The organism is Neobacillus sp. C211 (genome assembly GCF_051842875.1).
Taxonomy (GTDB): domain Bacteria; phylum Bacillota; class Bacilli; order Bacillales; family Cytobacillaceae; genus Neobacillus.
In genome coordinates this window covers 1-22,902 of sequence record NZ_JBPXRO010000034.1, presented here as the reverse complement: position 1 = coordinate 22,902, position 22,902 = coordinate 1, and the positions used below count along the sequence as shown (strand labels likewise).

Annotated in this window: 17 protein-coding genes; all 17 read right to left on the bottom strand. The window is 38.4% G+C overall.

Annotated features, from left to right (window positions below):
- Window positions 1–143: 143 nt before the first annotated feature.
- The gene (locus ACSU6B_RS24175) at window positions 144–4,469 is read right to left on the bottom strand and encodes a PolC-type DNA polymerase III (protein WP_410888838.1); all 4,326 of its coding nucleotides are present in this window, start codon (window positions 4,467–4,469) and stop codon (window positions 144–146) included.
- Between the two features lie 185 nt (window positions 4,470–4,654).
- The gene (rseP, locus tag ACSU6B_RS24170) at window positions 4,655–5,914 is read right to left on the bottom strand and encodes an RIP metalloprotease RseP (RefSeq protein ID WP_410888837.1); all 1,260 of its coding nucleotides are present in this window, start codon (window positions 5,912–5,914) and stop codon (window positions 4,655–4,657) included.
- Between the two features lie 59 nt (window positions 5,915–5,973).
- Window positions 5,974–7,116, bottom strand: a complete 1,143-nt coding sequence (gene dxr, locus ACSU6B_RS24165; RefSeq protein WP_410888835.1) for a 1-deoxy-D-xylulose-5-phosphate reductoisomerase — start codon at window positions 7,114–7,116, stop codon at window positions 5,974–5,976.
- A gap of 39 nt (window positions 7,117–7,155) precedes the next feature.
- A complete protein-coding gene (locus tag ACSU6B_RS24160) occupies window positions 7,156–7,947 on the bottom strand; it encodes a phosphatidate cytidylyltransferase (RefSeq protein WP_410888833.1) in 792 nt (263 codons plus the stop codon).
- 25 nt (window positions 7,948–7,972) lie between these two features.
- Window positions 7,973–8,749, bottom strand: a complete 777-nt coding sequence (locus ACSU6B_RS24155; protein WP_410888831.1) for an isoprenyl transferase — start codon at window positions 8,747–8,749, stop codon at window positions 7,973–7,975.
- 464 nt (window positions 8,750–9,213) lie between these two features.
- Window positions 9,214–9,771 (bottom strand): ribosome recycling factor, encoded by a 558-nt coding sequence (gene frr / locus ACSU6B_RS24150; RefSeq protein ID WP_215000366.1) that lies wholly within the window; start codon window positions 9,769–9,771, stop codon window positions 9,214–9,216.
- Window positions 9,771–10,496 carry a UMP kinase gene (gene pyrH, locus ACSU6B_RS24145; protein ID WP_168242772.1) on the bottom strand — a complete coding sequence of 242 codons (726 nt, stop codon included), beginning with the start codon at window positions 10,494–10,496 and terminating at the stop codon, window positions 9,771–9,773. Before pyrH ends, frr begins: the two co-directional genes overlap by 1 nt.
- A 125-nt stretch (window positions 10,497–10,621) precedes the next feature.
- Window positions 10,622–11,503 (bottom strand): translation elongation factor Ts, encoded by an 882-nt coding sequence (tsf, locus tag ACSU6B_RS24140; protein ID WP_410888827.1) that lies wholly within the window; start codon window positions 11,501–11,503, stop codon window positions 10,622–10,624.
- Between the two features lie 132 nt (window positions 11,504–11,635).
- Window positions 11,636–12,340: a 30S ribosomal protein S2 gene (rpsB, locus tag ACSU6B_RS24135; protein WP_088086379.1), complete on the bottom strand. Its 705-nt coding sequence runs from the start codon at window positions 12,338–12,340 to the stop codon at window positions 11,636–11,638.
- A 196-nt stretch (window positions 12,341–12,536) separates the two neighbouring features.
- Window positions 12,537–13,316 carry a GTP-sensing pleiotropic transcriptional regulator CodY gene (gene codY / locus ACSU6B_RS24130; protein WP_168242771.1) on the bottom strand — a complete coding sequence of 260 codons (780 nt, stop codon included), beginning with the start codon at window positions 13,314–13,316 and terminating at the stop codon, window positions 12,537–12,539.
- Between the two features lie 122 nt (window positions 13,317–13,438).
- Window positions 13,439–14,842 (bottom strand): HslU--HslV peptidase ATPase subunit, encoded by a 1,404-nt coding sequence (gene hslU / locus ACSU6B_RS24125; protein ID WP_168242770.1) that lies wholly within the window; start codon window positions 14,840–14,842, stop codon window positions 13,439–13,441.
- 20 nt (window positions 14,843–14,862) lie between these two features.
- Complete coding sequence (gene hslV, locus ACSU6B_RS24120; RefSeq protein ID WP_088086376.1) at window positions 14,863–15,405, bottom strand: ATP-dependent protease subunit HslV; 543 nt, start codon at window positions 15,403–15,405, stop codon at window positions 14,863–14,865.
- A 329-nt stretch (window positions 15,406–15,734) separates the two neighbouring features.
- On the bottom strand, window positions 15,735–17,042 hold the full coding sequence (trmFO, locus tag ACSU6B_RS24115) for an FADH(2)-oxidizing methylenetetrahydrofolate--tRNA-(uracil(54)-C(5))-methyltransferase TrmFO (protein WP_410888824.1): 1,308 nt from the start codon (window positions 17,040–17,042) through the stop codon (window positions 15,735–15,737).
- A 167-nt stretch (window positions 17,043–17,209) separates the two neighbouring features.
- Window positions 17,210–19,288: a type I DNA topoisomerase gene (gene topA / locus ACSU6B_RS24110; protein ID WP_410888823.1), complete on the bottom strand. Its 2,079-nt coding sequence runs from the start codon at window positions 19,286–19,288 to the stop codon at window positions 17,210–17,212.
- A 338-nt stretch (window positions 19,289–19,626) separates the two neighbouring features.
- Window positions 19,627–20,514: a DNA-processing protein DprA gene (gene dprA, locus ACSU6B_RS24105; RefSeq protein ID WP_410888821.1), complete on the bottom strand. Its 888-nt coding sequence runs from the start codon at window positions 20,512–20,514 to the stop codon at window positions 19,627–19,629.
- A 90-nt stretch (window positions 20,515–20,604) separates the two neighbouring features.
- Window positions 20,605–21,507, bottom strand: coding sequence for a succinate--CoA ligase subunit alpha (gene sucD / locus ACSU6B_RS24100; RefSeq protein ID WP_215000356.1), 903 nt, complete (start codon window positions 21,505–21,507; stop codon window positions 20,605–20,607).
- 22 nt (window positions 21,508–21,529) lie between these two features.
- Window positions 21,530–22,690, bottom strand: coding sequence for an ADP-forming succinate--CoA ligase subunit beta (gene sucC, locus ACSU6B_RS24095; protein WP_410888819.1), 1,161 nt, complete (start codon window positions 22,688–22,690; stop codon window positions 21,530–21,532).
- Window positions 22,691–22,902 lie beyond the last annotated feature (212 nt).

Below are 22,902 nucleotides of genomic sequence, written 5' to 3'. Positions count from 1 at the left end.
TGCAAATAGCGCCCAAAAGCGTAAGCGCCTTGATCAGGGGCGACCAGCATAAGACAAGCGCTGACAGAAGGCGCTTTTTGCCTTCCGAAGAGATTGGCTTATGACTCGAGCCCCTAGGCGCTGGAGCTAGATGATAATCCAAGTTAAAACAGAGAAAGCTGGTTTTGCTCTGGAAGGGATGATAGGCATCCTTGCTTGTCTAAATATTCAAGGATAGTCTTGGATACCTTTCCTCGTTGCTGTAAATCTTCTTTGGATAAAAATTCTCCTGATTCCCTTGCCTTAACAATATTATAGGCCGCATTCGTTCCTAAGCCTGGAATCGAATTAAACGGCGGTATTAAGGTATTGCCTTCAATGATGAATTCGGATGATGAAGATTTATATAAATCGTAGTTCTGGAAAACAAAGCCCCTTTCAGTCATTTCAAGTGCTAGTTCCAAAACCGTTAATAAGTTTTTTTCTTTGTTAGATGCTTCTAGCCCTTTTGCATTTATTTCTTCTATTTTTGCACGTATCGATTCTGAACCGCGCGACATTGCTTCAATGTCAAAGTCTTCCGCGCGGACAGTAAAATAAGCGGCGTAATAAAGGAGCGGCAGATGTACCTTGAAATATGCAATTCTAACTGCCATAAGTACATATGCAGCAGCATGGGCCTTTGGGAACATGTATTTAATCTTCTTACAAGAATCGATATACCATTCTGGAACTTCGTTTTTCCGCATCTCTGCTTCCATTTCTTCGCTTAAGCCTTTACCCTTACGAACTGATTCCATAATTTTAAAAGCAAAGGATGGGTCCAGTCCCTGATAAATAAGGTAGACCATGATATCATCACGACAGCCAATAACTTCACTAAGATTACATGTTTTATTATGGATTAATTCTTGGGCATTCCCAAGCCATACATCGGTACCATGTGATAACCCCGATATTTGAACAAGTTCAGAGAACGTTGTTGGTTTCGTATCCTCAAGCATCTGCCGAACGAATCGAGTTCCAAACTCTGGAATACCAAGTGTTCCAGTTTTACACATGATCTGCTTTTCTGTTACGCCTAATGACTCGGTCCCGCTAAAGATTTTCATGACTTCAGGATCATCTGTAGGGATTGTTTTCGGATCCATTCCGCTCAGGTCCTGAAGCATCCTAATCACGGTCGGGTCATCATGTCCGAGGATATCTAGCTTCAAGACATTATCATGGATGGAATGGAAATCGAAATGTGTTGTTTTCCATTCTGAATTCCTATCATCTGCCGGGAATTGAATCGGTGAAAAATCATAAACATCCATGTAATCAGGTATAACAATAATACCACCTGGATGTTGACCCGTTGTTCTTTTAACACCCGTACAGCCTGAAGCAAGGCGCTCTACTTCGGCACCACGCAGTTGTAGATTGTTATCCTGTTGATATGCTTTAACATATCCAAAAGCGGTCTTGTCTGCGACTGTACCAATCGTCCCAGCGCGGAATACATTATCCTCACCAAACAGGACCTTTGTATAATTATGGGCCCTCGGCTGGTATTCACCAGAAAAGTTTAAATCGATATCGGGAACTTTGTCCCCTTTGAAACCAAGGAACGTTTCAAACGGAATATCGTGTCCGTCCTTATGGTATTTCCCGCCACATTGCGGGCAATCCTTATCAGGTAAATCAAAACCTGAACCGACAGAACCATCATTAAAAAACTCTGAATGTTTACAGGTTGGACACACATAATGCGGTGGTAGTGGATTTACCTCGGTAATTTCTGTCATTGTTGCTACAAGTGATGAACCAACAGACCCCCTTGAGCCTACAAGGTAACCATCATCCAAGGACTTTTTAACAAGCTTATGAGAAATTAGATAAATAACAGCAAATCCATGCCCAATAATACTTTTCAATTCCTTTTCTAACCTGGCTTCCACAATTTCCGGCAAGGTGTCACCGTAAATTCTCCGCGCCATTGAATAACTCATTTCACGCATTTCTTCATCGGCGCCTTCAATTTTCGGTGTATACAAATCGTCTTTAATTGGTTTAATGACTTCAATCATATCCGCAATTTTATTCGTGTTAGTTACAACAATTTCTTTTGCTTTCTCTTTTCCTAAAAATGAAAAAGCATCAAGCATTTCATTGGTTGTCCTAAAGTGAACATCGGGAAGTTCATGGCGATTTAGCGGGTTAGCTCCACCCTGGGAATTAATTAATATTTTTCGATAAATTTTATCATTTTCATTAAGATAATGGACATTTCCAGTTGCAACAACTGGCAATCCTAATTTATCACCAAGCGTAATGATTTTCGCAATAATATCTTCCATTGCTTTTTCATCGCTCACCAATTCCATTTCAATCAACGGTGCATTTACTTCTTTCGGCATGACTTCAAGATAATCATAAAAACGGGCAGCACCTTCCACTTCCTCTGGGGATTTTTGCATCATCCCTTCAAATACCTCACCTTTATTACAACCGGAGCCAACTAAAATCCCTTCCCTGTATTTTTGCAAAACAGATCTTGGTAATCTAGGAACTCGATAAAAATATTCAAGGTGTGATATAGATACGAGTTTAAAAAGGTTTTTTAATCCCGCTTGTGTTTGGGCTAAAAGTGTACAGTGATAGGGACGTGCCCGTTGGTAGGCATTTCCTTTCCCCATATTATCATTAAACTGGTCATGGTATTCAATTCCTTTTTCGAGGGAATCCTTTAACATTTTCAAAAGTAGATAACCGGTTGCCTCTGCATCATAAATGGCGCGGTGATGTTGGGTTAATTCAATATCAAACTTCTTAGTTAGTGTATTTAAACGATGGTTTTTCATCTCTGGATAAAGAAATCTTCCAAGTTCAAGTGTATCAATAACAGGATTCCTAGCCTTTTCAAAGCCTATTTTTCTATATCCGACATTGAGGAAACCCATATCAAAGGAAGCATTATGGGCTACAAGAACAGCATCACCCGCCCAATCACTAAAATTCCGTAGAACTTCCTCAATTTCTGGAGCGGTTTGGACCATATCATCGGTAATTCCAGTGAGGTTGATTGTTGTTGCCGATAAACGGTGATGAGGATTGGCAAAGGATTCGAAGCGGTCAATGATTTCCCCGTCATGTATTTTCACAGCAGCAAGCTCAATAATTGTATTGTACACCGCTGATAGTCCCGTAGTTTCAACGTCAAATACAACATAGGTATCCTCAGCTAGTTGACGATGTGCGTCATTATAGGCAATTGGCACCCCATCATCTACTAAATTTACTTCAACCCCATAGAGAATTTTAATATCATTTTTCTTCCCAGCACCATACGCTTCAGGGAATGATTGTGCAACCGCGTGATCGGTTACTGCAATTGCTTTATGTCCCCATTTTTTTGCCTGTGCAATCAGTGTGCTAACAGGAGTGACTGCATCCATTTGACTCATCGGTGTATGAAGATGGAGTTCTACACGCTTCTGATCTTCGGGTGCAGTATCCTTTCGGCCAACAGGCTTAATTTCATTAATATCATTTCCAATCATCACGAGGTCACGAACAAAGGTATCATTCTGAATGCTGCCTCGAACTTTTACCCACATTCCTTTTTTGACAAGCTGGAACAGGGCTGCATCCTCTTTATCACGTGAAAACATTTTTACCATAATAGAGCTTGTGTAATCAGTTATTTTGAAGGTCAGCAGGGAACGGCCGCTCCTGAGTTCACGTATTTCCGCATCAAAGATAAACCCTTCTACAGCTATTCTTCTTTCTTCATCAACAATATCAATCAGACTTCGGAAGTCATTATTATCCTTAATGGTAAGACCAATAGTAAGCGGTCCAGATGGAAGATCACCAGATGCCTGATCCTTTTCAGCTTCTTTTCTCTGCAATTCAACCATTGCTTGAAGTCCGCGTTCTTGATCCTCCTTTTGCTTTGCAAGAAGAAATTGTTGATATTCTTCATTTTTCTCGTTACTTTTTATTACTGTCTCAATCGATAAATTGGGAAATCCAAATGATTGATAGATTTTAGCGATCGTCTCGCCATATTTCCGCTTTAGTGCTTGTCCCTCAGTATCATTACGAACTGAAATTGTAAGCTTATTACCGTTCACTTCGGGAAGTTGTTCATGTAATAGTTTTAAAAGCGGCGGAGCAATTCCATCAATTTGCTGAATGCTATAACTCCAATAATCTCGTAATAATTCCGGTGAAATAATTTGATTTGTTACATTTATATGGAAGGAAATCGTTGCAATGTTTGAAAATGTCCGTTCAAGCTGTGACGTAAACATTACATAAACATTATAGGGAAGTATATTTTCGAATAAAAATTGAAAATGCCACTTTCTAGCTTTTTTTTCAACTAATAACCTTTCAATTTGCGCATTGTTGAAATGCACTACAACAGCATCCTCGATCAATTGCAGCTGCTGGAGCAAGAGTTGGAATCGCTCTTTTTTGCCTAGGGCATGTTCGCTCATCGTTCTCTCTCCCATCTATTAAATATCGCTTTTTTTATCTCGTCAAAAAGTAATTATATCATATGACTCAAAATGATTCGGCTTTATTCGACAGAAAAATTTCTCCATTTTAGTTAATTAGTTTTCTTTAAAAATAGAATAGGGACCGTATTTAACGGCCCCCAAAATAAATTAAAGATTACATACTATAAGAAAAACCTTTGAATGTCATTCCAAGTTACAACAAGCATGAGCAGCATTAAGAGGGCGAATCCTATAAAATGAACCATACCTTCCTTTTGACGGTCTATTGGCTTGCCTCTAACAGCTTCGACAGCAAAAAACATTAATCTTCCACCGTCAAGAGCGGGAATAGGTAATAAGTTCATAATACCTAAGTTAATGCTTAAAATCCCTGCCCATTTCATTAAATAATAAATACCCGATTTAGCTACAGAATCTGTTGCTTGGTAAATACCAACAGGACCAGAAAGTGCATCAATTGAAAATTGGCCAGTGACTAATTTACCAACCATTACAAAAATCTGTTTCGTCCAAAAATAGGTTTCTGTGAAACCTGCCTTAATTGCTTGAATAGGAGACTTTTCAACAGGACTATAAACACCAATAAGCCCAATTTTCTTTCCTTCAACCGTTTTTTCAATTGGGGTTACCGTGATATCTAAATCCTTTTTGTCACGGCGAATAGAAAATTCGAGCTTTTCATTTGGATTTTTCCGAATGACCTCCACTACATCAGACCAACTCGAAATTTCTGAACCATTAATCGTCTGGATAAGATCACCTTTTTTAAGACCAGCAGCCATCGCTGCCCCATCAGGAGTTATTTCACCTAACTTAGGTTCATTCGTAGGTACCCCCTGTATAAAAGCAATAATAATAAATAAAATGAATGCAAGTACAAAATTCATCATCGGACCAGCAAAAATAGCCATTGTTCTTTGTCCTAATGTTTTTGATCCGAATTGACGGTCAATTGGAGCAATCTGTGACTCGATTCCATTTTCCACGATGACTGCTTTTGGGTCAATGATAAAGGTTTTTAATACTTCATCTTCATCTTCAGGAAATCCTTTAATAACTAAATCCTTTTCGATATCAGCATATTCCACTTCAACGATCCGACAATTAGGAAATTTCTCTTTTTTATTTAAGATGATTTTATTTACTTTTTCATCCTTATCAAACAACAAGCCAATACGATAACCAGGCTTTATTTCAATCATTTCCGGGTCTTCGCCAGCCATGCGCACAAATCCACCAATCGGAAGTAACCGAATGGTATAGGTTGTCTCCGCTCTTTTATGGGAAAATACTTTTGGGCCAAAACCAATTGCAAATTCACGGCATAAAATACCAGCCCTTTTTGCGAAAATCAAATGACCTAATTCATGAAAGAATACGAGTGCGCCAAAAATCACTATAAAGGCAATAACTGTAGTCAAAATAAAACCACCTTTTTTTCAGGATAAGAGAGATTCTTTTACTTGCGCTTCCGTTATTCTTACAGGAGTGAATGAACATAATCTCTTGTTTCTTTGTCTATCTCTTGGATTGAAGCTAGGCTAGGGTGTTCCGTGATTTGGTGGGCGGTTAGGGCTTTCTCAATCAAATCTTCAATCTGCAAGAACCGAATTTTCCCTTCTAGAAAAGCTGCCACGGCCACTTCATTCGCTGCATTCAATACCGTTGGCATCGATCCACCTTTTTTCCCAGCCTCATAAGCAAAACCAAGACAGCGGAATCTCGCGGCATCCATTTCCTCGAAATGCAATTTCCCAATCCTTGCCAGATCCAAACGTTTTGATGAAGGCAATGGCAAACGATCAGGATAGGTGAGCGCATATTGAATCGGCACTCTCATATCTGGTGTTCCAAGCTGAGCAATGATACTGCTATCGTGAAACTCAATCATTGAATGGATGATGCTTTCTTTATGAAGCAGTACATCAATTTTTTCATATGGCATATTGAAAAGCCAATGAGCTTCAATTACTTCTAAACCTTTGTTCATCATTGATGCCGAATCAATTGTGATTTTTGCCCCCATCGACCAATTTGGATGGTTTAGTGCTTGCTCCACGGTAACATTTTTCAATTCTTGCCTAGAGAGGTCACGAAAGCTCCCGCCGGAAGCAGTTAGAATTAATCTTTCAATGTTTTTCTCCTTTTCCCCCTGCAAGGCTTGAAAAATGGCAGAATGTTCACTATCGACCGGAAGGAGTGGTACATTATTTCTTTTAGCCGCATCCATAACTAAATGACCTGCAGTAACCAGTGTTTCTTTATTGGCAATAGCGATTATCTTCCCACATTCAATCGCTTGTAAAGTCGGGTTTAACCCCACACTTCCAAGAACTGCGTTGACAAGAATATCGGCTTTTTCATAAACTGCTGTCTCGATTAGTCCTTCCTGACCAAAAGTGAATTTAATATTAGGAAATTCTGCTTTTAATGTATTACAGTCATGATAGTCTTGTACAGAAACAAGCTCAGGCTGAAATTCAACAATCATTTTTCGAGCCAACTCGATATTTTTACCCACAGAAAAGGCTGCTAATGTAAAGTCAGATGGATGCTCACGGATAATATCTAAGGTTTGGGTTCCTATCGATCCGGTTGCACCTAATAAGCTAATGGTTTTCAATAAAAAGTCAACTCCTAAATGTGAAGCGCACGCGCTCTATTACCAAAGGTGAAAAAAATGTAACAAGGGCCAAACAAATAATAGGCTGTCAAATCGATCAAGAATTCCACCATGACCTGGCAAGATTGTACCAGAATCTTTGACATTAAAATGACGCTTAAAGGCTGATTCAACTAAGTCACCAATTTGTCCAAAAACGGAAAGGACGATTGTAATTCCCATTAAAGTTAAAAGACCGACGTTAATGTTTGAGAGGAGTACAAATATGACAGCCACAACAACTGCACAGGCGATTCCGCCAATCGACCCTTCAACTGTCTTATTCGGGCTAATTTCGGGCCATAGCTTTGTTTTACCAAGAGCTTTTCCAATAAAATAAGCACCTGAATCAGTAGCCCAAATCATAAATAAAGAATACAAAATATAGACAAGTCCCCCATCCTGCCTCGTTTCAAAGAAAAAGTAAAAGCCAATACCTACATAAATGGCTGATAGGATAGAAAAAGAAACGTCTTCAAATGTAAATTGATTTTTGGTAATAACGGTGTAAGTTAATAACAAAAGAATTAATGCAATACATATCTCTATTTTTGAATAATAAAAGGAATCGAATATGGGATAATATTTTTCAGGAAAGAGCAACACCCACAGAAATAAAAGTGCTAACACACCATTAACCGAAAAAATAGTAAGTTTTTTCATTTTTAATAACTCATACAATCCGATTGTCGCTAAAAAATAGGTTAATATTACAAGTGGAAATCCACCATAAGAGACAATTGGTAAAAATAGTGCAGCTGCAATGACTCCTGTTATGATTCTTTGCTTCATCTAATATTTCAACACCTTTGTTGTTCTATATGCCACCAAACCGGCGCTGCCGATTCTGGAATGTTTCAATTGCTTCAAGTAAATGTTCTTCATTAAAGTCTGGCCATAAGACATCTGTAAACCAAAACTCTGAGTAAGCCAACTGCCAAAGCATAAAGTTACTCAAGCGGATTTCACCACTAGTACGGATTAAAAGATCTGGGTCTGTAAAATTAGCAGTCATTAAGTAGGAGGAAAAGACCTTTTCGTCTAACTCCGTCTCGTTTAGTTTACCACTTTTGCTGTCATTTAAGACTTGCTTCACAGCATCAAGAATCTCAGCCCTGCTCCCGTAATTTAATGCAAAGTTTAATACTAATCCATCATTATTTTTTGTTTCTTCTATAGCTTTTTCTATTGCACGCAGTGTATGTACTGGAAGTTGATTTTTATAGCCCATCATTTTCACTTGAACATTTTCCTCAATTAAATCCGGCAAAAATGTTCCTAAAAATTCATCAGGCAAACTCATAATGTATTCGACTTCATTTTTTGGCCTTTTCCAATTCTCAGTTGAAAAAGCATACAATGTTAAGGTTTTAATGCCAAGCTCATTTGCTAATTTCGTTGTTTTCCGAACAACCTTCATGCCCTCATGGTGACCAGCAATACGTGGTAATGCCCGTTTCTTAGCCCAACGTCCGTTGCCATCCATAATAATTGCCACATGCTCAGGAACAGGCGATTTTTTTATTTTCTCTATTTTATTTCGGAGTGTGGAAGTGTTATTTCGGTTCTTCCCAAGCCTTAATTTATTAAACATAACATTGCTCCTCCAATTAGTTAATCATTTCCTCCGAAAATTAAATCATATATCAATTCCATTGAAGCATGTGTGTTGTTATGTAATGGACATTTCGGGGTAGCATGTTTTTATCATACCAAAAAAGCAAAAAGATATCTCTAATATTTAACTTATGTAAAAAAACAGAGATTAAGAATAATGTTCAGACAACTTTGAGGGAACAATCAAAAATCCCCAAATTACATAATAAAATAGTGAAAAACCCCCTAAACAGAGGGTTCTTATTTATTAATTAGGCGTGTTAAATTTGTCTGTTGATTTCCGCTCCATGCGCTTCGCTTTCCGCAGGCGTGCCGGGGAGCCTCCTCGGCGCTACGCACCTGTGGGGTCTCCCCTGCCCCGTACTCCCGCAGGAGTCTCGCGCATTCCGCTCCAATCAACAGAGTTTTAAAATCAACATTTAGTTTTAACACAGCCATTAATTAAACTTCCAAAATTTCCTTTTCTTTGTCTTTAGTAATTTGATCAACTTTACTAATAAATTCGTCGGTAAGTTTTTGGATATCCTCCGAATGACCGCGAAGACTATCCTCAGTAATTTCACCATTCTTCTCAAGCTTCTTTAATTCGTCATTACCATCTCGACGGATATTACGGATAGCTACCTTCGCTTCTTCTGATTCCTTTTTGACCAATTTTACTAACTCCTTGCGGCGCTCCTCAGTCAATTGTGGAATAGCAAGACGGATTACCATTCCGTCGTTGGTAGGATTTAATCCTAAATCAGATTTAAGAATTGCTTTTTCAATATCCCCAAGGGTGGATTTATCATATGGTTGAATTACAATAAGCCTAGCTTCAGGTGTTGAAATTCCAGCCATTTGGTTGACAGGTGTTGGTGCACCATAATAATCAATAGTAATTCTGTCCAATAACGAAGCGCTTGCTCTCCCCGCACGGATGCTGGCAAGCTCACGCGAATATGACTGAATCGCTTTTGTCATACGATCTTTAATAGTAGAGATGACTTGTTTTGGCATTAATGTTTCCCCCTAACAATTGTTCCTATTTTTTCCCCCATAACGGCTCGTTTAATATTCCCCTGCTCCATAATCGAGAAAACAATCAATGGAATATCATTGTCCATGCATAAGGAGGAGGCAGTAGAGTCCATAACTGCTAATCCTTCTTTAAGAACATCTAAGAAAGACAAATCTTCATATTTAGTAGCATTTGCATCTAATCGAGGGTCTGCAGAATACACTCCATCGACATTATTCTTTGCCATTAAGATTACTTCAGCATCGATTTCCGCTGCTCGGAGTGCAGCGGTTGTATCCGTTGAGAAATATGGATTTCCTGTACCCGCCGCAAAAATGACTACCCGTTTTTTTTCTAAATGCCTAATTGCACGGCGTCGAATATAAGGCTCAGCCACCTGGCGCATTTCAATAGAGGTTTGCACCCGTGATTCAATTCCTAAGTGCTCCAAACTATCTTGCAGTGCTAAAGAATTCATAACCGTTGCAAGCATCCCCATATAATCTGCAGTTGCCCGGTCCATACCCATTTCACTGCCAATTTTTCCGCGCCAAATGTTACCGCCACCGACAACGACAGCAACTTCTACTCCAAGCTCTGCTATTTCTTTAACTTGAATGGCAATCGATTTGATCACAGAAGGTTTAATTCCAAAGCTCGATTCACCTGCAAGTGCTTCTCCGCTCAACTTTAATACTACGCGTTTGTACTTAGGACCGCTCATATAAACCTCCATTATGTAATTAATTCTTTTTAAAAAAGGGAACACACCGTGTCCCCTATTTAAAAACTATTTCATTAACATTCCCTTAAAACTATTTTGTTTTTATGTTAGAGAATAGTTTTTGATTATTTTTTAATTTGATTCATAACTTCTTCAGCAAAGTTATCTTCACGTTTTTCGATACCTTCTCCGACTTCGTAACGGACGAACTCACGGACTGTAGCATCCTTAGATTCAACAAACTGACGTACTTTTTGATCAGGGTTTTTAACGAAAGTTTGATCAAGTACACAAACATCTTCAAAATATTTTCCAAGACGGCCTTCAACCATTTTTTCAACGATTTTTGCAGGCTTGCCTTCGTTAAGTGCTTGTTGTGTTAATACTTGACGCTCATGCTCAACTTCTTCTTGAGAAACTTCGTCACGAGAAACATATTTTGGTTTTAGTGCAGCAATATGCATTGAAACATCCTTCGCAGCATCCGCATCTGTTGTACCTTCAAGTACTGATAGGACAGAAATGCGGCCACCCATATGAATATATGCTCCAAATGCATCATTGTCTGTTTTTGATGTAACAGAAAAGCGGCGAAGTGTTAATTTTTCACCAATCTTAGCAATAGATGCATTGATATGATCTGCAACAGTTGCACCATTTTCCATCGTTTGAGCAGATGCTTCTTCAACAGTTGCAGGCTTGTTCTTTAGAAGATGTGCAGCTAGATCTTTTACAAGAGCTTGGAACGCTTCATTCTTCGCAACAAAGTCAGTTTCAGAGTTTACTTCTAGAATAACTGCATCGTTACCTTCAGTTACAACATAAGTTAAACCTTCTGCAGCAATACGGTCACCCTTCTTAGCAGCAGATGCAATCCCTTTTTCGCGTAAGAAATCAATTGCTTTGTCCATATCTCCATCAGTTTCAGTTAGTGCTTTTTTACAATCCAACATACCTGCACCAGTTTTTTCACGTAGTTCTTTAACCATTTGAGCAGTAATTGCCATAATGTAAATTCCTCCTTTATTTTACTATGTATCCATATCTTAGCCAATGACAGCTATTCTAAAACTTTCCAATAAAAACCTTCTTTAAAAAAAGGTGATAAAGGGTCTCCCTCTTATCACCTTTTGATTTAATTAAGCCTGAACTTGTACTTCTTCACCTTGTTTAGCTTCAAGGATAGCATCTGCCATTTTACCTGTTAAAAGCTTAACCGCACGAATCGCATCGTCATTCGCAGGAATAACTACATCGATTTCGTCTGGATCACAGTTTGTATCAACAATACCTACGATAGGAATGTTCAATTTCTTAGCTTCTGCAACCGCGATACGCTCTTTACGAGGGTCAATAATGAAAAGTGCATCTGGAAGTTGTTTCATATCTTTGATGCCGCCTAAGAATTTCTCTAGACGCTCTTGTTGTTTCTTTAATTGAACAACCTCTTTTTTAGGTAATACTTCAAAAGTTCCGTCTTCAGACATTCTTTCGATATCTTTTAAGCGGCCAATACGCTTTTGAATTGTTTCAAAGTTTGTTAAAGTACCACCTAACCAACGTTGGTTAACATAGTACATACCAGAACGGCCCGCTTCTTCTTTAACAGAATCTTGAGCTTGTTTTTTTGTACCAACAAAAAGAACTGTTCCGCCGTTACCAGCAAGTTCCTTTACCCAGTTATAAGCTTCTTCAACTTTTTTAACTGTTTTTTGAAGGTCAATGATATAGATACCGTTACGCTCTGTGAAGATATATTTCTTCATTTTAGGGTTCCAACGGCGAGTTTGGTGTCCGAAGTGTACACCAGCTTCAAGCAATTGCTTCATAGAAATGACTGACATGATTTTTCCTCCTAATGGTTTGTTTTCCTCCGCTCACCTCATCTTTAAACAGAAACTGTTATGAACAGCACCATCTGATTAAATCAATGAGCGTGTGTATTAACACCATGAAATAATATAGCATATGTAATAATAACAATCAAGCATTAGTTTAATAAAAAAACAAAATCCCCAGTTAGCTGGGGATTAGTTATGATTAATTTGATCTTAATTTATCAAGTTCCATCAGAAACTTATCATTTAAAACTTTGATATATGTTCCTTTCATCCCTAGTGAACGTGATTCAATTACCCCTGCACTTTCAAGTTTTCTTAGTGCATTAACGATAACAGAACGAGTAATACCAACACGATCAGCTATTTTCGAAGCAACCAATAAGCCTTCACGGCCATTTAATTCTTCAAAGATATGTTCAATCGCTTCAAGTTCACTATATGATAATGAACTAATAGCCATTTGAACCACTGCTTTGCTTCTAGCTTCTTCTTCAATTTCTTCAGACTTTTCTCGTAAAATCTCCATACCTACAACTGTTGCACCATATTCTGCAAGGATTAGATCATCATCGTGGAACTTTTCTTGTAATCTTGCAAGAATTAACGTGCCAAGGCGTTCCCCGCCGCCAATAATTGGAACAATCGTAGTTAAACCTTCTTTAAATAAATCTCTGTTTTCTATTGGAAAAGCAGTATATTGGCTTTCAATATCAAGATTTGATGATGTTTCTTGAATATTAAATAGACCATTTGTATATTCCTCAGGGAATTGACGATCCTCAAACATCTTTTTCATTCTTTCATTTTCAATTTGCTGATGAATAGAGAACCCTAAAAGTTTACCACGACGGCTAACAATATACACATTTGCTTCAATCGTTTCACTTAAAGTGACCGACATTTCCTTAAAGTTAACTGGCTTTCCCGCTGCTTTTTGTAATAAAACATTAATTTTTCTCGTTTTTGTAAGTAAATCCATCTGTTTCTTCCTCCTAATAACTACAACCATTATTAAATTATTAATTAATCTTCAAATACTACATTTTAGGGTATTTAAAAAATGAACATTTCTTCATACATGGGATTATCAGACATTCATTTTTATAAGATAAACTGACTTAAATCTTTATTTTTCGAAATAGCACCAAGTTTATCGTCGACATACTGTGGTGTAATTGTTATCTTCTCCATCGAAATTTCTGGAGCTTCAAAAGATAAGTCTTCTAAAAGCTTTTCGAGAATCGTATGAAGACGTCTTGCACCAATATTGTCTGTATTTTGATTCACTTCAAATGCAACTTCGGCTATTCTACGAATAGCATCGTCAGAAAATTCAATTTGTATACCTTCTGTTTCCAATAATGCCTGATATTGCTTAATAAGGGCATTATCTGGTTCGATTAAGATTCTGAAGAAATCTTCCACCGTTAGCTTTGTTAGTTCTACACGAATTGGGAAACGCCCTTGAAGTTCTGGAATTAAATCGGAAGGTTTCGCCATGTGAAATGCTCCAGCAGCAATAAATAATACATGGTCTGTTTTTACTGACCCATATTTGGTCACTACTGTTGAACCTTCAACTATAGGCAAAATATCTCTTTGGACCCCTTCTCTGGATACATCTGCAGAAGAGCCTCCCGAATTTTTACTAGCGATTTTATCAATCTCATCGATAAAAATAATACCAGCTTGTTCCGCACGATAAACGGCCTCAGAATTTACTTCATCCATATCAATAAGCTTAGAAGCCTCTTCACTTGTCAGCACCTTGCGAGCTTCACGGACAGTCAATTTTCGCTTTTTGCGTTTTTTGGGCATAAAGCTGCTTAGGGCATCCTGCATATTCATTCCCATTTGTTCAATCCCTGAGCCTTGCAGCATATCAAACATGGATGGAGCTTGCTCATCTACTTCAACCGTAACGATTTCATCCTCTAGTTGACCAAGTGCTAATTTCTCTTTGACAATTTTTCGTTTTTCAGTAATCGAATAATCCTCTTGATGTGTTTCTGGCTCAGTTGATGTATTCCCGCCTCCAAATAACATTTCTAGCGGGTTTTTATAGTTACTCGTTTTTTTGGCTGATGGCACAAGCAAATCAACTAGCCTGCTGTTGGCATTCTCTTCTGCACGTTCCTTCACACTTTGCATCCGTTCCTCTTTTACTAAACGAACAGAGGTTTCAGCAAGATCTCTAACCATGGATTCTACATCTCGCCCAACATAGCCTACTTCAGTAAACTTAGTAGCTTCCACCTTAATAAAAGGGGCACCCACAATTTTGGCAATCCTTCTGGCAATTTCCGTTTTCCCAACTCCAGTCGGACCTATCATCAATATATTTTTGGGGATAATTTCATCCCTAAGTTTTTCATTTAACAATCCTCTTCTGTAGCGATTTCTTAAGGCAACGGCAACCGCTTTCTTAGCATCCTTTTGTCCAATAATATATTGATCAAGTTTTTCAACAATTTGACGAGGGGTTAAATTAGTTGTTTTTCCCATGATAATTAGTCTCCTTCCCGTTATAGCTCTTCAACAATAATGTTATGGTTCGTATAGACACATATTTCAGCTGCTATTTCTAAAGAAGCTTTTGCTATTTCCTTTGCAGATAAATGGTCTCCTGAGTATTTCTTTAGAGCACGTCCAGCAGATAATGCATAATTTCCACCTGAACCAATCGCAAGAATTCCATCGTCAGGTTCAATTACTTCTCCCGTTCCTGAAACAAGCAGTAAATATTCACGATTCATAACAATTAGCATCGCTTCAAGCTTCCTGAGCACTTTGTCACTTCGCCACTCTTTGGCAAGCTCAACAGCAGCTCTTTGAAGGTTTCCGTTAAATTCTTCTAATTTTCCCTCGAACAGTTCGAAAAGAGTAAAAGCATCTGCAACAGAACCTGCAAAACCTGCTAATACCTTTCCATTAAATATCTTTCTTACTTTTCTCGCTGTGTGCTTCATCACTACCGCATTACCAAATGTCACTTGTCCATCACCTGACATAGAATATTCACCATTATGATGAATTGCAAAAATCGTTGTCGCATGAAATTGGTTCATTAAGATGAGCCTCCCTTTGGAGTGATTTCTGTTCACATTACTTCGCAGATAAGTATGTAACAGTGAACTACCATTTACATGAAAGTTATGAAAACTGACTATGTTAACTGGAATATTGACCTCATTACTTTATGGGTTATTTCAACCATGAAGATAAGAAATTTTACTGATGTCATGTTGATTAGGATTCAAGTGTATATTTTGAGTAATTAAAATCTATTTGTAAATACCCAATAATTAACTTTAAAAAAACATTCACATTTGTCATAATATTCATCTCGCAAGGGCTACTAAATCGTAACATACTTCGTATCCCCTTGCAATAAACTTTACAAAACTTTCACAAAGTTCTGAATTGTTTCTAACGCTCTATTTGCGTGTTCTAAATTCCTCTCCTGCTTTCCTTTAATTCTTACCGGCAGCTCTGGAAATAAACCAAAGTTAGCATTCATTGGCTGAAAATTTTTAGCGTTCGTCGTAGTAATATATCGGGCCATGCTTCCAATCGCGGTCTCTTCAGGAAATTCAAGTGGCTCCATTCCTTGTATTAAACGCGTTGCATTTATACCAGCAACTAAACCGCTAGCAGCAGATTCTACGTATCCTTCAACGCCAGTCATTTGACCAGCAAAAAATAAATCTTCACGATTACGGAATTGGTAAGTTGCTTTTAGTACCTTGGGAGAATTGATAAATGTATTCCGGTGCATCACACCATATCGAATAATTTCTGCATTTTCTAACCCCGGTATTAATTGTATAACTTCCTTTTGCGCACCCCACTTTAAATGTGTCTGAAAACCGACAATATTAAAAAGTGTGCCCGCGGCATCATCTTGACGGAGTTGTACTACGGCAAAAGGACGTTTTCCTGTTTTGGGATCCTCTAAACCAACTGGTTTTAACGGACCGAAAAGCATTGTTTTCTTACCCCGTGACGCCATCACTTCAATTGGCATGCACCCTTCGAAAAAGACTTCCTTTTCAAATTCCTTTACTGGAACAGTTTCAGCGGATATAAGCGCTTCATAGAAACGGTTAAATTCTTCTTCAGTCATTGGACAGTTAAGATAGGCAGCTTCCCCTTTATCATAGCGGGATTTTAAATAAACTTTCTCTAGGTCTATGCTTTCCTTTTCAAGTATCGGTGCTGCAGCATCATAAAAATAAAGGTAATCCTCACCGGTTAGCCCTTTGAGCTGCTCTGAAAGATCTGGACTTGTCAGCGGCCCCGTTGCAATGATTGTTGTTCCCTCTGGAATTTCAGTTACTTCTTCATTAATAACCGTAACATTTTCATGGTTTTTAACCAAATTTGTTACTTTGGCGGCAAATTCATGACGATCAACAGCTAACGCACCGCCTGCTGGAACAGAACAAGCATCCGCTGCAGAGATAATAACGGAATCAAGCTTTCGCATTTCTTCCTTTAACACCCCTACTGCATTTGTTAGTGTGTTGGCACGTAATGAATTACTACAAACTAATTCTGCAAATTTATCTGTATGGTGTGCAGGTGTTTGCTTCACTGGTCGCATCTCATATAAGCGAACTTTTACTCCACGCTTCGCAATCTGCCATGCGGCTTCACTTCCAGCTAATCCCGCACCGATTACGTTAATTGTGACATCTTTCATTTAGAATCCTCCTAATAGATACCATGGTTTTATGTAAATAAAAGGTAGTGAACGTACCTATCAATACTTTTCCCACTTTTAAGTCCATCTTGCATTGTACTATACGAATGAAAAAGAAAAAAGTTTTATGCAAATAACGAAGAGAGTGGACTATGCCCACTCTCACTTTAACTTTGCGGTTCTTCCTTGTAATCACAATTAACGCATTGAACTTGAACACCTTTTTTTAATTTCTTTTCAACAAGCAGCCCTTCACATTTTGGGCATTCCCTTGGTAATGGTTTATCCCAAGAGATAAACTCACATTCAGGGTATTGTGTGCAACCGTAAAAGAGTCGCTTTTTCTTACTTTTACGCTCAATGATCTGTCCTTCTTTACAATTAGGGCAGGTAACACCGATTTCTTTAACAATCGGTTTTGTATTTCGGCAATCTGGAAAATTGCTGCAAGCCATAAATTTTCCGTAACGACCCATTTTAAAAACCATAGGGTTTCCACAATTCTCACAGTCTTCACCAGCTGGTTCATCTTTGATTTCAACAGACTGCATTTCTTCTTCTGCTTTTTTTAAATGAATTTCAAAATCTTGATAAAACTCATCGATAATATTGACCCAAGGTACTTTTCCATCTTCGATATTATCTAAGCCCTGTTCCATTTTCGCTGTAAATTCGACATCTAGAATATCTGGAAAAAACTCTAAAATCAACTCATCGATAATTTCACCGAGCTCGGTTGGAATAAATCTTTTATTATCGAGTGCCACATAGCCCCGCTTTTGAATCGTGTCAAGGGTTGGTGCGTATGTAGACGGGCGACCAATACCAAGCTCTTCAAGTGTCTTAACAAGTCTTGCCTCCGTGTACCTTGGCGGTGGCTGAGTGAAATGCTGCTTTGGCTCGATATCCTTTTTAAACACTTCATCCCCTTCCTTAAGGTCAGGAAGCATTCTGTCTTTTTCATCCACTTGGTCATCTGATCCCTCAACATAAAGCTTCATGAAACCAGGAAACTTAATTTTTGAGCCATTTGCTCGGAAAAGGACATTGCCATTTTGTAAATCTACGCTCATTGTATCCATGACGGCCTGAGCCATTTGACTAGCTAAAAACCGATCCCAGATTAATTTATATAATCGGAGTTGGTCTCTTGATAAAAATGTTTTTAAACTATTGGGATCCCTTAAAGTACTGGTTGGTCGAATCCCTTCATGTGCATCTTGGGCCTTCGATTGCTTTTTCTCTTTTCTTTGTTCATCTTTTAAATAATCTTCACCATATTCTGAGCGGATGTAATTAGCCGCCTCTGTTTGAGCGACTTCAGAAATCCGTGTTGAATCCGTTCTCATATATGTAATGAGACCAACCGTACCCTCTTTGCCAAGCTCAATCCCTTCATAAAGCTGCTGTGCGAGCATCATCGTTTTCTTTGCTCGGAAGTTAAGTTTTCTGGCTGCTTCTTGTTGCAATGATGATGTTATGAAGGGCGGTGATGGGTTCCTCTTTCTTTCTTTTTTGGTAACAGATACAACTTTGAATTTATTATCATCCATTTGTTTTAAAATGGTTTGGACATCTTGTTCAGATTTCAGTTCAAATTTTCCTTTGTCAGCTAAAGAAAAATATTGGGCACTAAAATGGTCTTTCCCCTTTAAAAATTCTCCATCAATCGTCCAATATTCTTCAGGGACAAAGGCTTTAATTTCCTTTTCCCTAACAATAATTAAATGGACGGCAACAGATTGAACCCGGCCTGCACTTAAACCTTTCTTTACCTTCTTCCAGAGCAACGGGCTGATATTATACCCAACAAGACGGTCAAGAATCCTACGAGCCTGCTGAGCATCCACCAAATCCATATTAATTGGCCGAGGATGTTTAAACGACTCTTTTATCGCATCTTTTGTGATTTCATTAAAAACCACCCGGCAATCTGAATTAATATCGACAGATAAACTATGGGCTAAATGCCATGCAATTGCTTCCCCTTCGCGATCCGGGTCAGCTGCCAGATAGATTTTTTTTGCTTTTTTTGCCGCTGTTTTCAAGTCTTTTAAAACAGGACCTTTTCCGCGGATTGTAATATATTTTGGTTCATAGCTATTTTCTACATTGACCCCCATTTGGCTCCGTGGCAAATCGCGAATATGTCCCATTGATGCTTTTACTTTATATTTATTCCCTAAATATCGTTCGATCGTTTTCGCTTTTGCTGGCGATTCAACGATTACAAGAAAATCTGCCATTTAAAAATCCTCCTTAAGAGGGAAAGTGTAGAAGCGCCCCGAATCTGGCAAATGCTGTTTCTAAGGTGCTAATCATTTGAGAAGCTTTCCTAAATTCCAGTTTTACCTAATTAGACCGGAGAAAATACTTTACAAAACTGCCCTATCCCAAGTTTTTCTTTATATATTAATATGAAAATTATTTATTCCATTTCCAAATATTCTTTTTTTCGAACATCTGTTGGAAAATGTATAACAAATTAGAAAATAATGCAACCTTTTTTAGCTAAATTCTCCGTTTATTCATAAAAACCTTCAAAATTAACGATTTTTAAGCGAAATTTCTTTAGATAAGAGTCTTATCTAATTTCCTCTAAAATATCCTCTGCACCGGTTACAAGTTTAGCTCCTTGTTGAATTAATTCATTGGCCCCGATAGAATATGGATTAAAAATGCTTCCAGGCAAGGAAAATACATCTCTTCCTTCATTTACTGCAAAATTCGCCGTGATGAGTGATCCGCTTTTTCGTTTTGCTTCTATAATAAATGTCCCTTTTGACAAACCACTAATAATTCGATTTCTTGATGGAAAATGCCATCTAAGCGGCTTAGTATCTGGAGGGTATTCCGAAAGAACTAGCTGGTTTTTCATCATTTCTAGGGCTAAGCTCGTATTTTCCTTTGGATAGATATGATAGAAACCACCAGCAATCACAGCTATTGTTTTTCCTCCATTTTTTATTGCATATTCATGTGCGAGGGCATCAATTCCCCGTGCTAAGCCGCTAACAATTAGAACACCTTTGTCAATTAAACCTGGAAAAATCAACCGAATTGCATTTTTCCCATATTGAGTCGCTTGCCGTGAACCAACAACCGCAAGTTTGGGGTCTGTTTCAAGTAGCGAGAGATCACCCTTGGTAAATAGTGCCCATGGCGGCTGATATATTTCTTTTAATAATGGTGGATATTCCTTATCTAAAATAGTAATGACTGTAATCTCATTTGTTTTGTATTGACGAATTTGATCGCGAATAATGTCAGGATGAAGAGGTACGCTAGAAGACTTTTCTGAAGGGTTATTGGTGGTAGTGGGTGGAAATAAGCATGTTTGCTGAGGGGATTGCTTTTGTAACTGATATAAGTTCTGTAGTGTCGGGTCTTTTTTTAGCATTTGTAAAACGGTGTTCCAGGAGATATTGGGGTAATGCAGCAAGGAAATAAGTTTTTCTTTGAATTCATCCATTTAAATATTTGCCTCCCTATAGATATAAAATTAGAATAAATAGCCCCTCGTTTTTGAGGGACTATCTGAAATTATCTAGTTGCACAATTATTAGTGGGTTTTACACTTTTCGTACAAACCTTGTTCTTTTAATACTTCAATTAATGTGTCACCCATCACAGATGGAGTGTCAGCTACTTTAATTCCGCATTCGTTCATAACGCGGATTTTTTCATCTGCAGTACCTTTACCACCTGAAATAATCGCACCTGCGTGTCCCATACGTTTTCCTGGAGGCGCTGTACGTCCACCGATGAAGCCAACAACAGGCTTGGTCATGTTTGCTTTAACCCACTCAGCTGCTTCTTCTTCGGCAGTACCGCCGATTTCACCAATCATAATTACAGCATATGTTTCAGGATCTTCATTAAATGCTTTTAATACATCGATGAAGTTTGTTCCGTTAACAGGGTCGCCGCCGATACCAACAGCAGTAGTTTGGCCTAATCCGGCTTGTGTTAATTGATGAACCGCTTCGTATGTTAATGTTCCAGAGCGTGATACAACACCTACATGGCCTTTTGTATGGATATAACCAGGCATGATGCCGATTTTACACTCATCAGCTGTAATAACACCAGGACAGTTTGGACCGACTAAGCGAGTCTTTTTACCTTCCATATAACGCTTAACTTTAACCATATCCAATACCGGAATATGTTCAGTGATACAGATAGCAAGATCCAATTCTGCATCAACCGCTTCGATAATCGCATCTGCAGCAAATGGTGCCGGTACGTAAATAACGGATGCAGTTGCACCAGTTGCGCTAACAGCATCTTTAACCGTGTTAAAAACAGGAACTCCTTCTACTTCTAACCCGCCTTTTCCTGGAGAGGTACCGCCAACAATCTGTGTACCATATTCAAGCATTTGCTTTGTATGAAACAGGGCTGTTGATCCTGTAATCCCTTGAACAATAACCTTTGTATCTTTATTAATAAAAACGCTCACGTTAATTCCCCTTTCTTCGATCCTATTTCACTAATGAAACGATTTTTTGTGCGCCGTCAGCCATGGATTCAGCAGCAATAATGTCTACACTTGACTCTGATAGGATTTTCTTACCTAAGTCAACATTTGTTCCCTCTAAGCGAACAACAAGTGGAACACTAAGTCCAACCTGCTTAGCTGCTTCTACTACACCCTCAGCAATAACATCACACTTCATGATTCCACCAAAGATATTGACGAAAATACCTTTTACGTTTGGATCAGAAAGGATAATTTTGAATGCCTCTGTAACCTTTTCAGCTGTCGCGCCGCCCCCAACATCAAGGAAGTTTGCGGGATCGCCGCCGTAATGTTTAATTATATCCATCGTTGACATGGCAAGTCCTGCACCATTAACCATACAACCAATGTTTCCATCTAAAGCAACGTAGCTTAAATCATATTTAGATGCTTCAATTTCCTTTGCATCCTCTTCTTCAAGGTCACGGTACTCTAGTACATCCTTCTGACGATATAGGGCATTTGAGTCAAAGTTTAATTTTGCATCAAGAGCCATTACCTTACCGTCACCTGTAACAACGAGCGGATTAATTTCTGCAATCGAGCAATCTTTCTCGATATAAGCATTATACAAAGCGGTCATAAATTTTACAGCTTGATTAATTAATTCTTTTGGAATATTAATATTGAACGCAATTCGGCGAGCTTGGAATGGCTGTAATCCGACTACCGGATCAATTTCTTCTTTAAAAATTTTCTCTGGAGTCTTTTCAGCAACCTCTTCAATTTCCGTTCCGCCTTCTTCAGATGCCATTAGGACAACACGTGAAGTAGCACGGTCTAATACTAAACCAACATAATATTCTTTTTTGATGTCACAGCCTTCTTCAATAAGCAGGCGCTTGACTTCTTTTCCTTCAGGACCTGTTTGGTGTGTTACAAGTGTTTTGCCGAGGATTTCGCTTGCATATGTACGAACCTCTTCAAGGTTTTTCGCAACTTTAACACCACCGGCTTTCCCCCGTCCGCCAGCATGGATTTGTGCTTTTACCACACAAACCTGTGTGCCTAGTTCTTTCGCTGCTTCCACTGCTTCTTCTACAGTGAATGCTACTTTTCCATTCGGAACTGCTACCCCGTATTTTCTGAGGATCTCTTTCCCTTGATACTCATGGATATTCATTTCCCATCCTCCTATTCAAACTCTTCTAAAAACTGACTCCGTTTTCATTTTATATAATGACAGTTACCTTGTCTACCATTATGCTAAAAAATTATATACGTCTTTAAAACATTCAGAATAATCAATCGTTTGTTTTGGATAAATCAAGGAAATCCACACCTTATTTGGTATAATTTGTTTTCTACGATAATAAAAAAAACAGGCACTGCCTG

Excerpts from the sequence above, each read along its gene's own strand:
- ACSU6B_RS24175 (WP_410888838.1), bottom strand. The coding sequence starts at position 4,469 with ATGAGCGAACATGCCCTAGGCAAAAAAGAGCGATTCCAACTCTTGCTC.
- ACSU6B_RS24160 (WP_410888833.1), bottom strand. The coding sequence starts at position 7,947 with ATGAAGCAAAGAATCATAACAGGAGTCATTGCAGCTGCACTATTTTTA.
- ACSU6B_RS24155 (WP_410888831.1), bottom strand. The coding sequence starts at position 8,749 with ATGTTTAATAAATTAAGGCTTGGGAAGAACCGAAATAACACTTCCACA.
- frr (WP_215000366.1), bottom strand. The coding sequence starts at position 9,771 with ATGCCAAAACAAGTCATCTCTACTATTAAAGATCGTATGACAAAAGCG.
- pyrH (WP_168242772.1), bottom strand. The coding sequence starts at position 10,496 with ATGAGCGGTCCTAAGTACAAACGCGTAGTATTAAAGTTGAGCGGAGAA.
- tsf (WP_410888827.1), bottom strand. The coding sequence starts at position 11,503 with ATGGCAATTACTGCTCAAATGGTTAAAGAACTACGTGAAAAAACTGGT.
- rpsB (WP_088086379.1), bottom strand. The coding sequence starts at position 12,340 with ATGTCAGTCATTTCTATGAAGCAATTGCTTGAAGCTGGTGTACACTTC.
- codY (WP_168242771.1), bottom strand. The coding sequence starts at position 13,316 with ATGGATTTACTTACAAAAACGAGAAAAATTAATGTTTTATTACAAAAA.
- hslU (WP_168242770.1), bottom strand. The coding sequence starts at position 14,842 with ATGGGAAAAACAACTAATTTAACCCCTCGTCAAATTGTTGAAAAACTT.
- hslV (WP_088086376.1), bottom strand. The coding sequence starts at position 15,405 with ATGAACCAATTTCATGCGACAACGATTTTTGCAATTCATCATAATGGT.
- trmFO (WP_410888824.1), bottom strand. The coding sequence starts at position 17,042 with ATGAAAGATGTCACAATTAACGTAATCGGTGCGGGATTAGCTGGAAGT.
- topA (WP_410888823.1), bottom strand. The coding sequence starts at position 19,288 with ATGGCAGATTTTCTTGTAATCGTTGAATCGCCAGCAAAAGCGAAAACG.
- dprA (WP_410888821.1), bottom strand. The coding sequence starts at position 20,514 with ATGGATGAATTCAAAGAAAAACTTATTTCCTTGCTGCATTACCCCAAT.
- sucC (WP_410888819.1), bottom strand. The coding sequence starts at position 22,690 with ATGAATATCCATGAGTATCAAGGGAAAGAGATCCTCAGAAAATACGGG.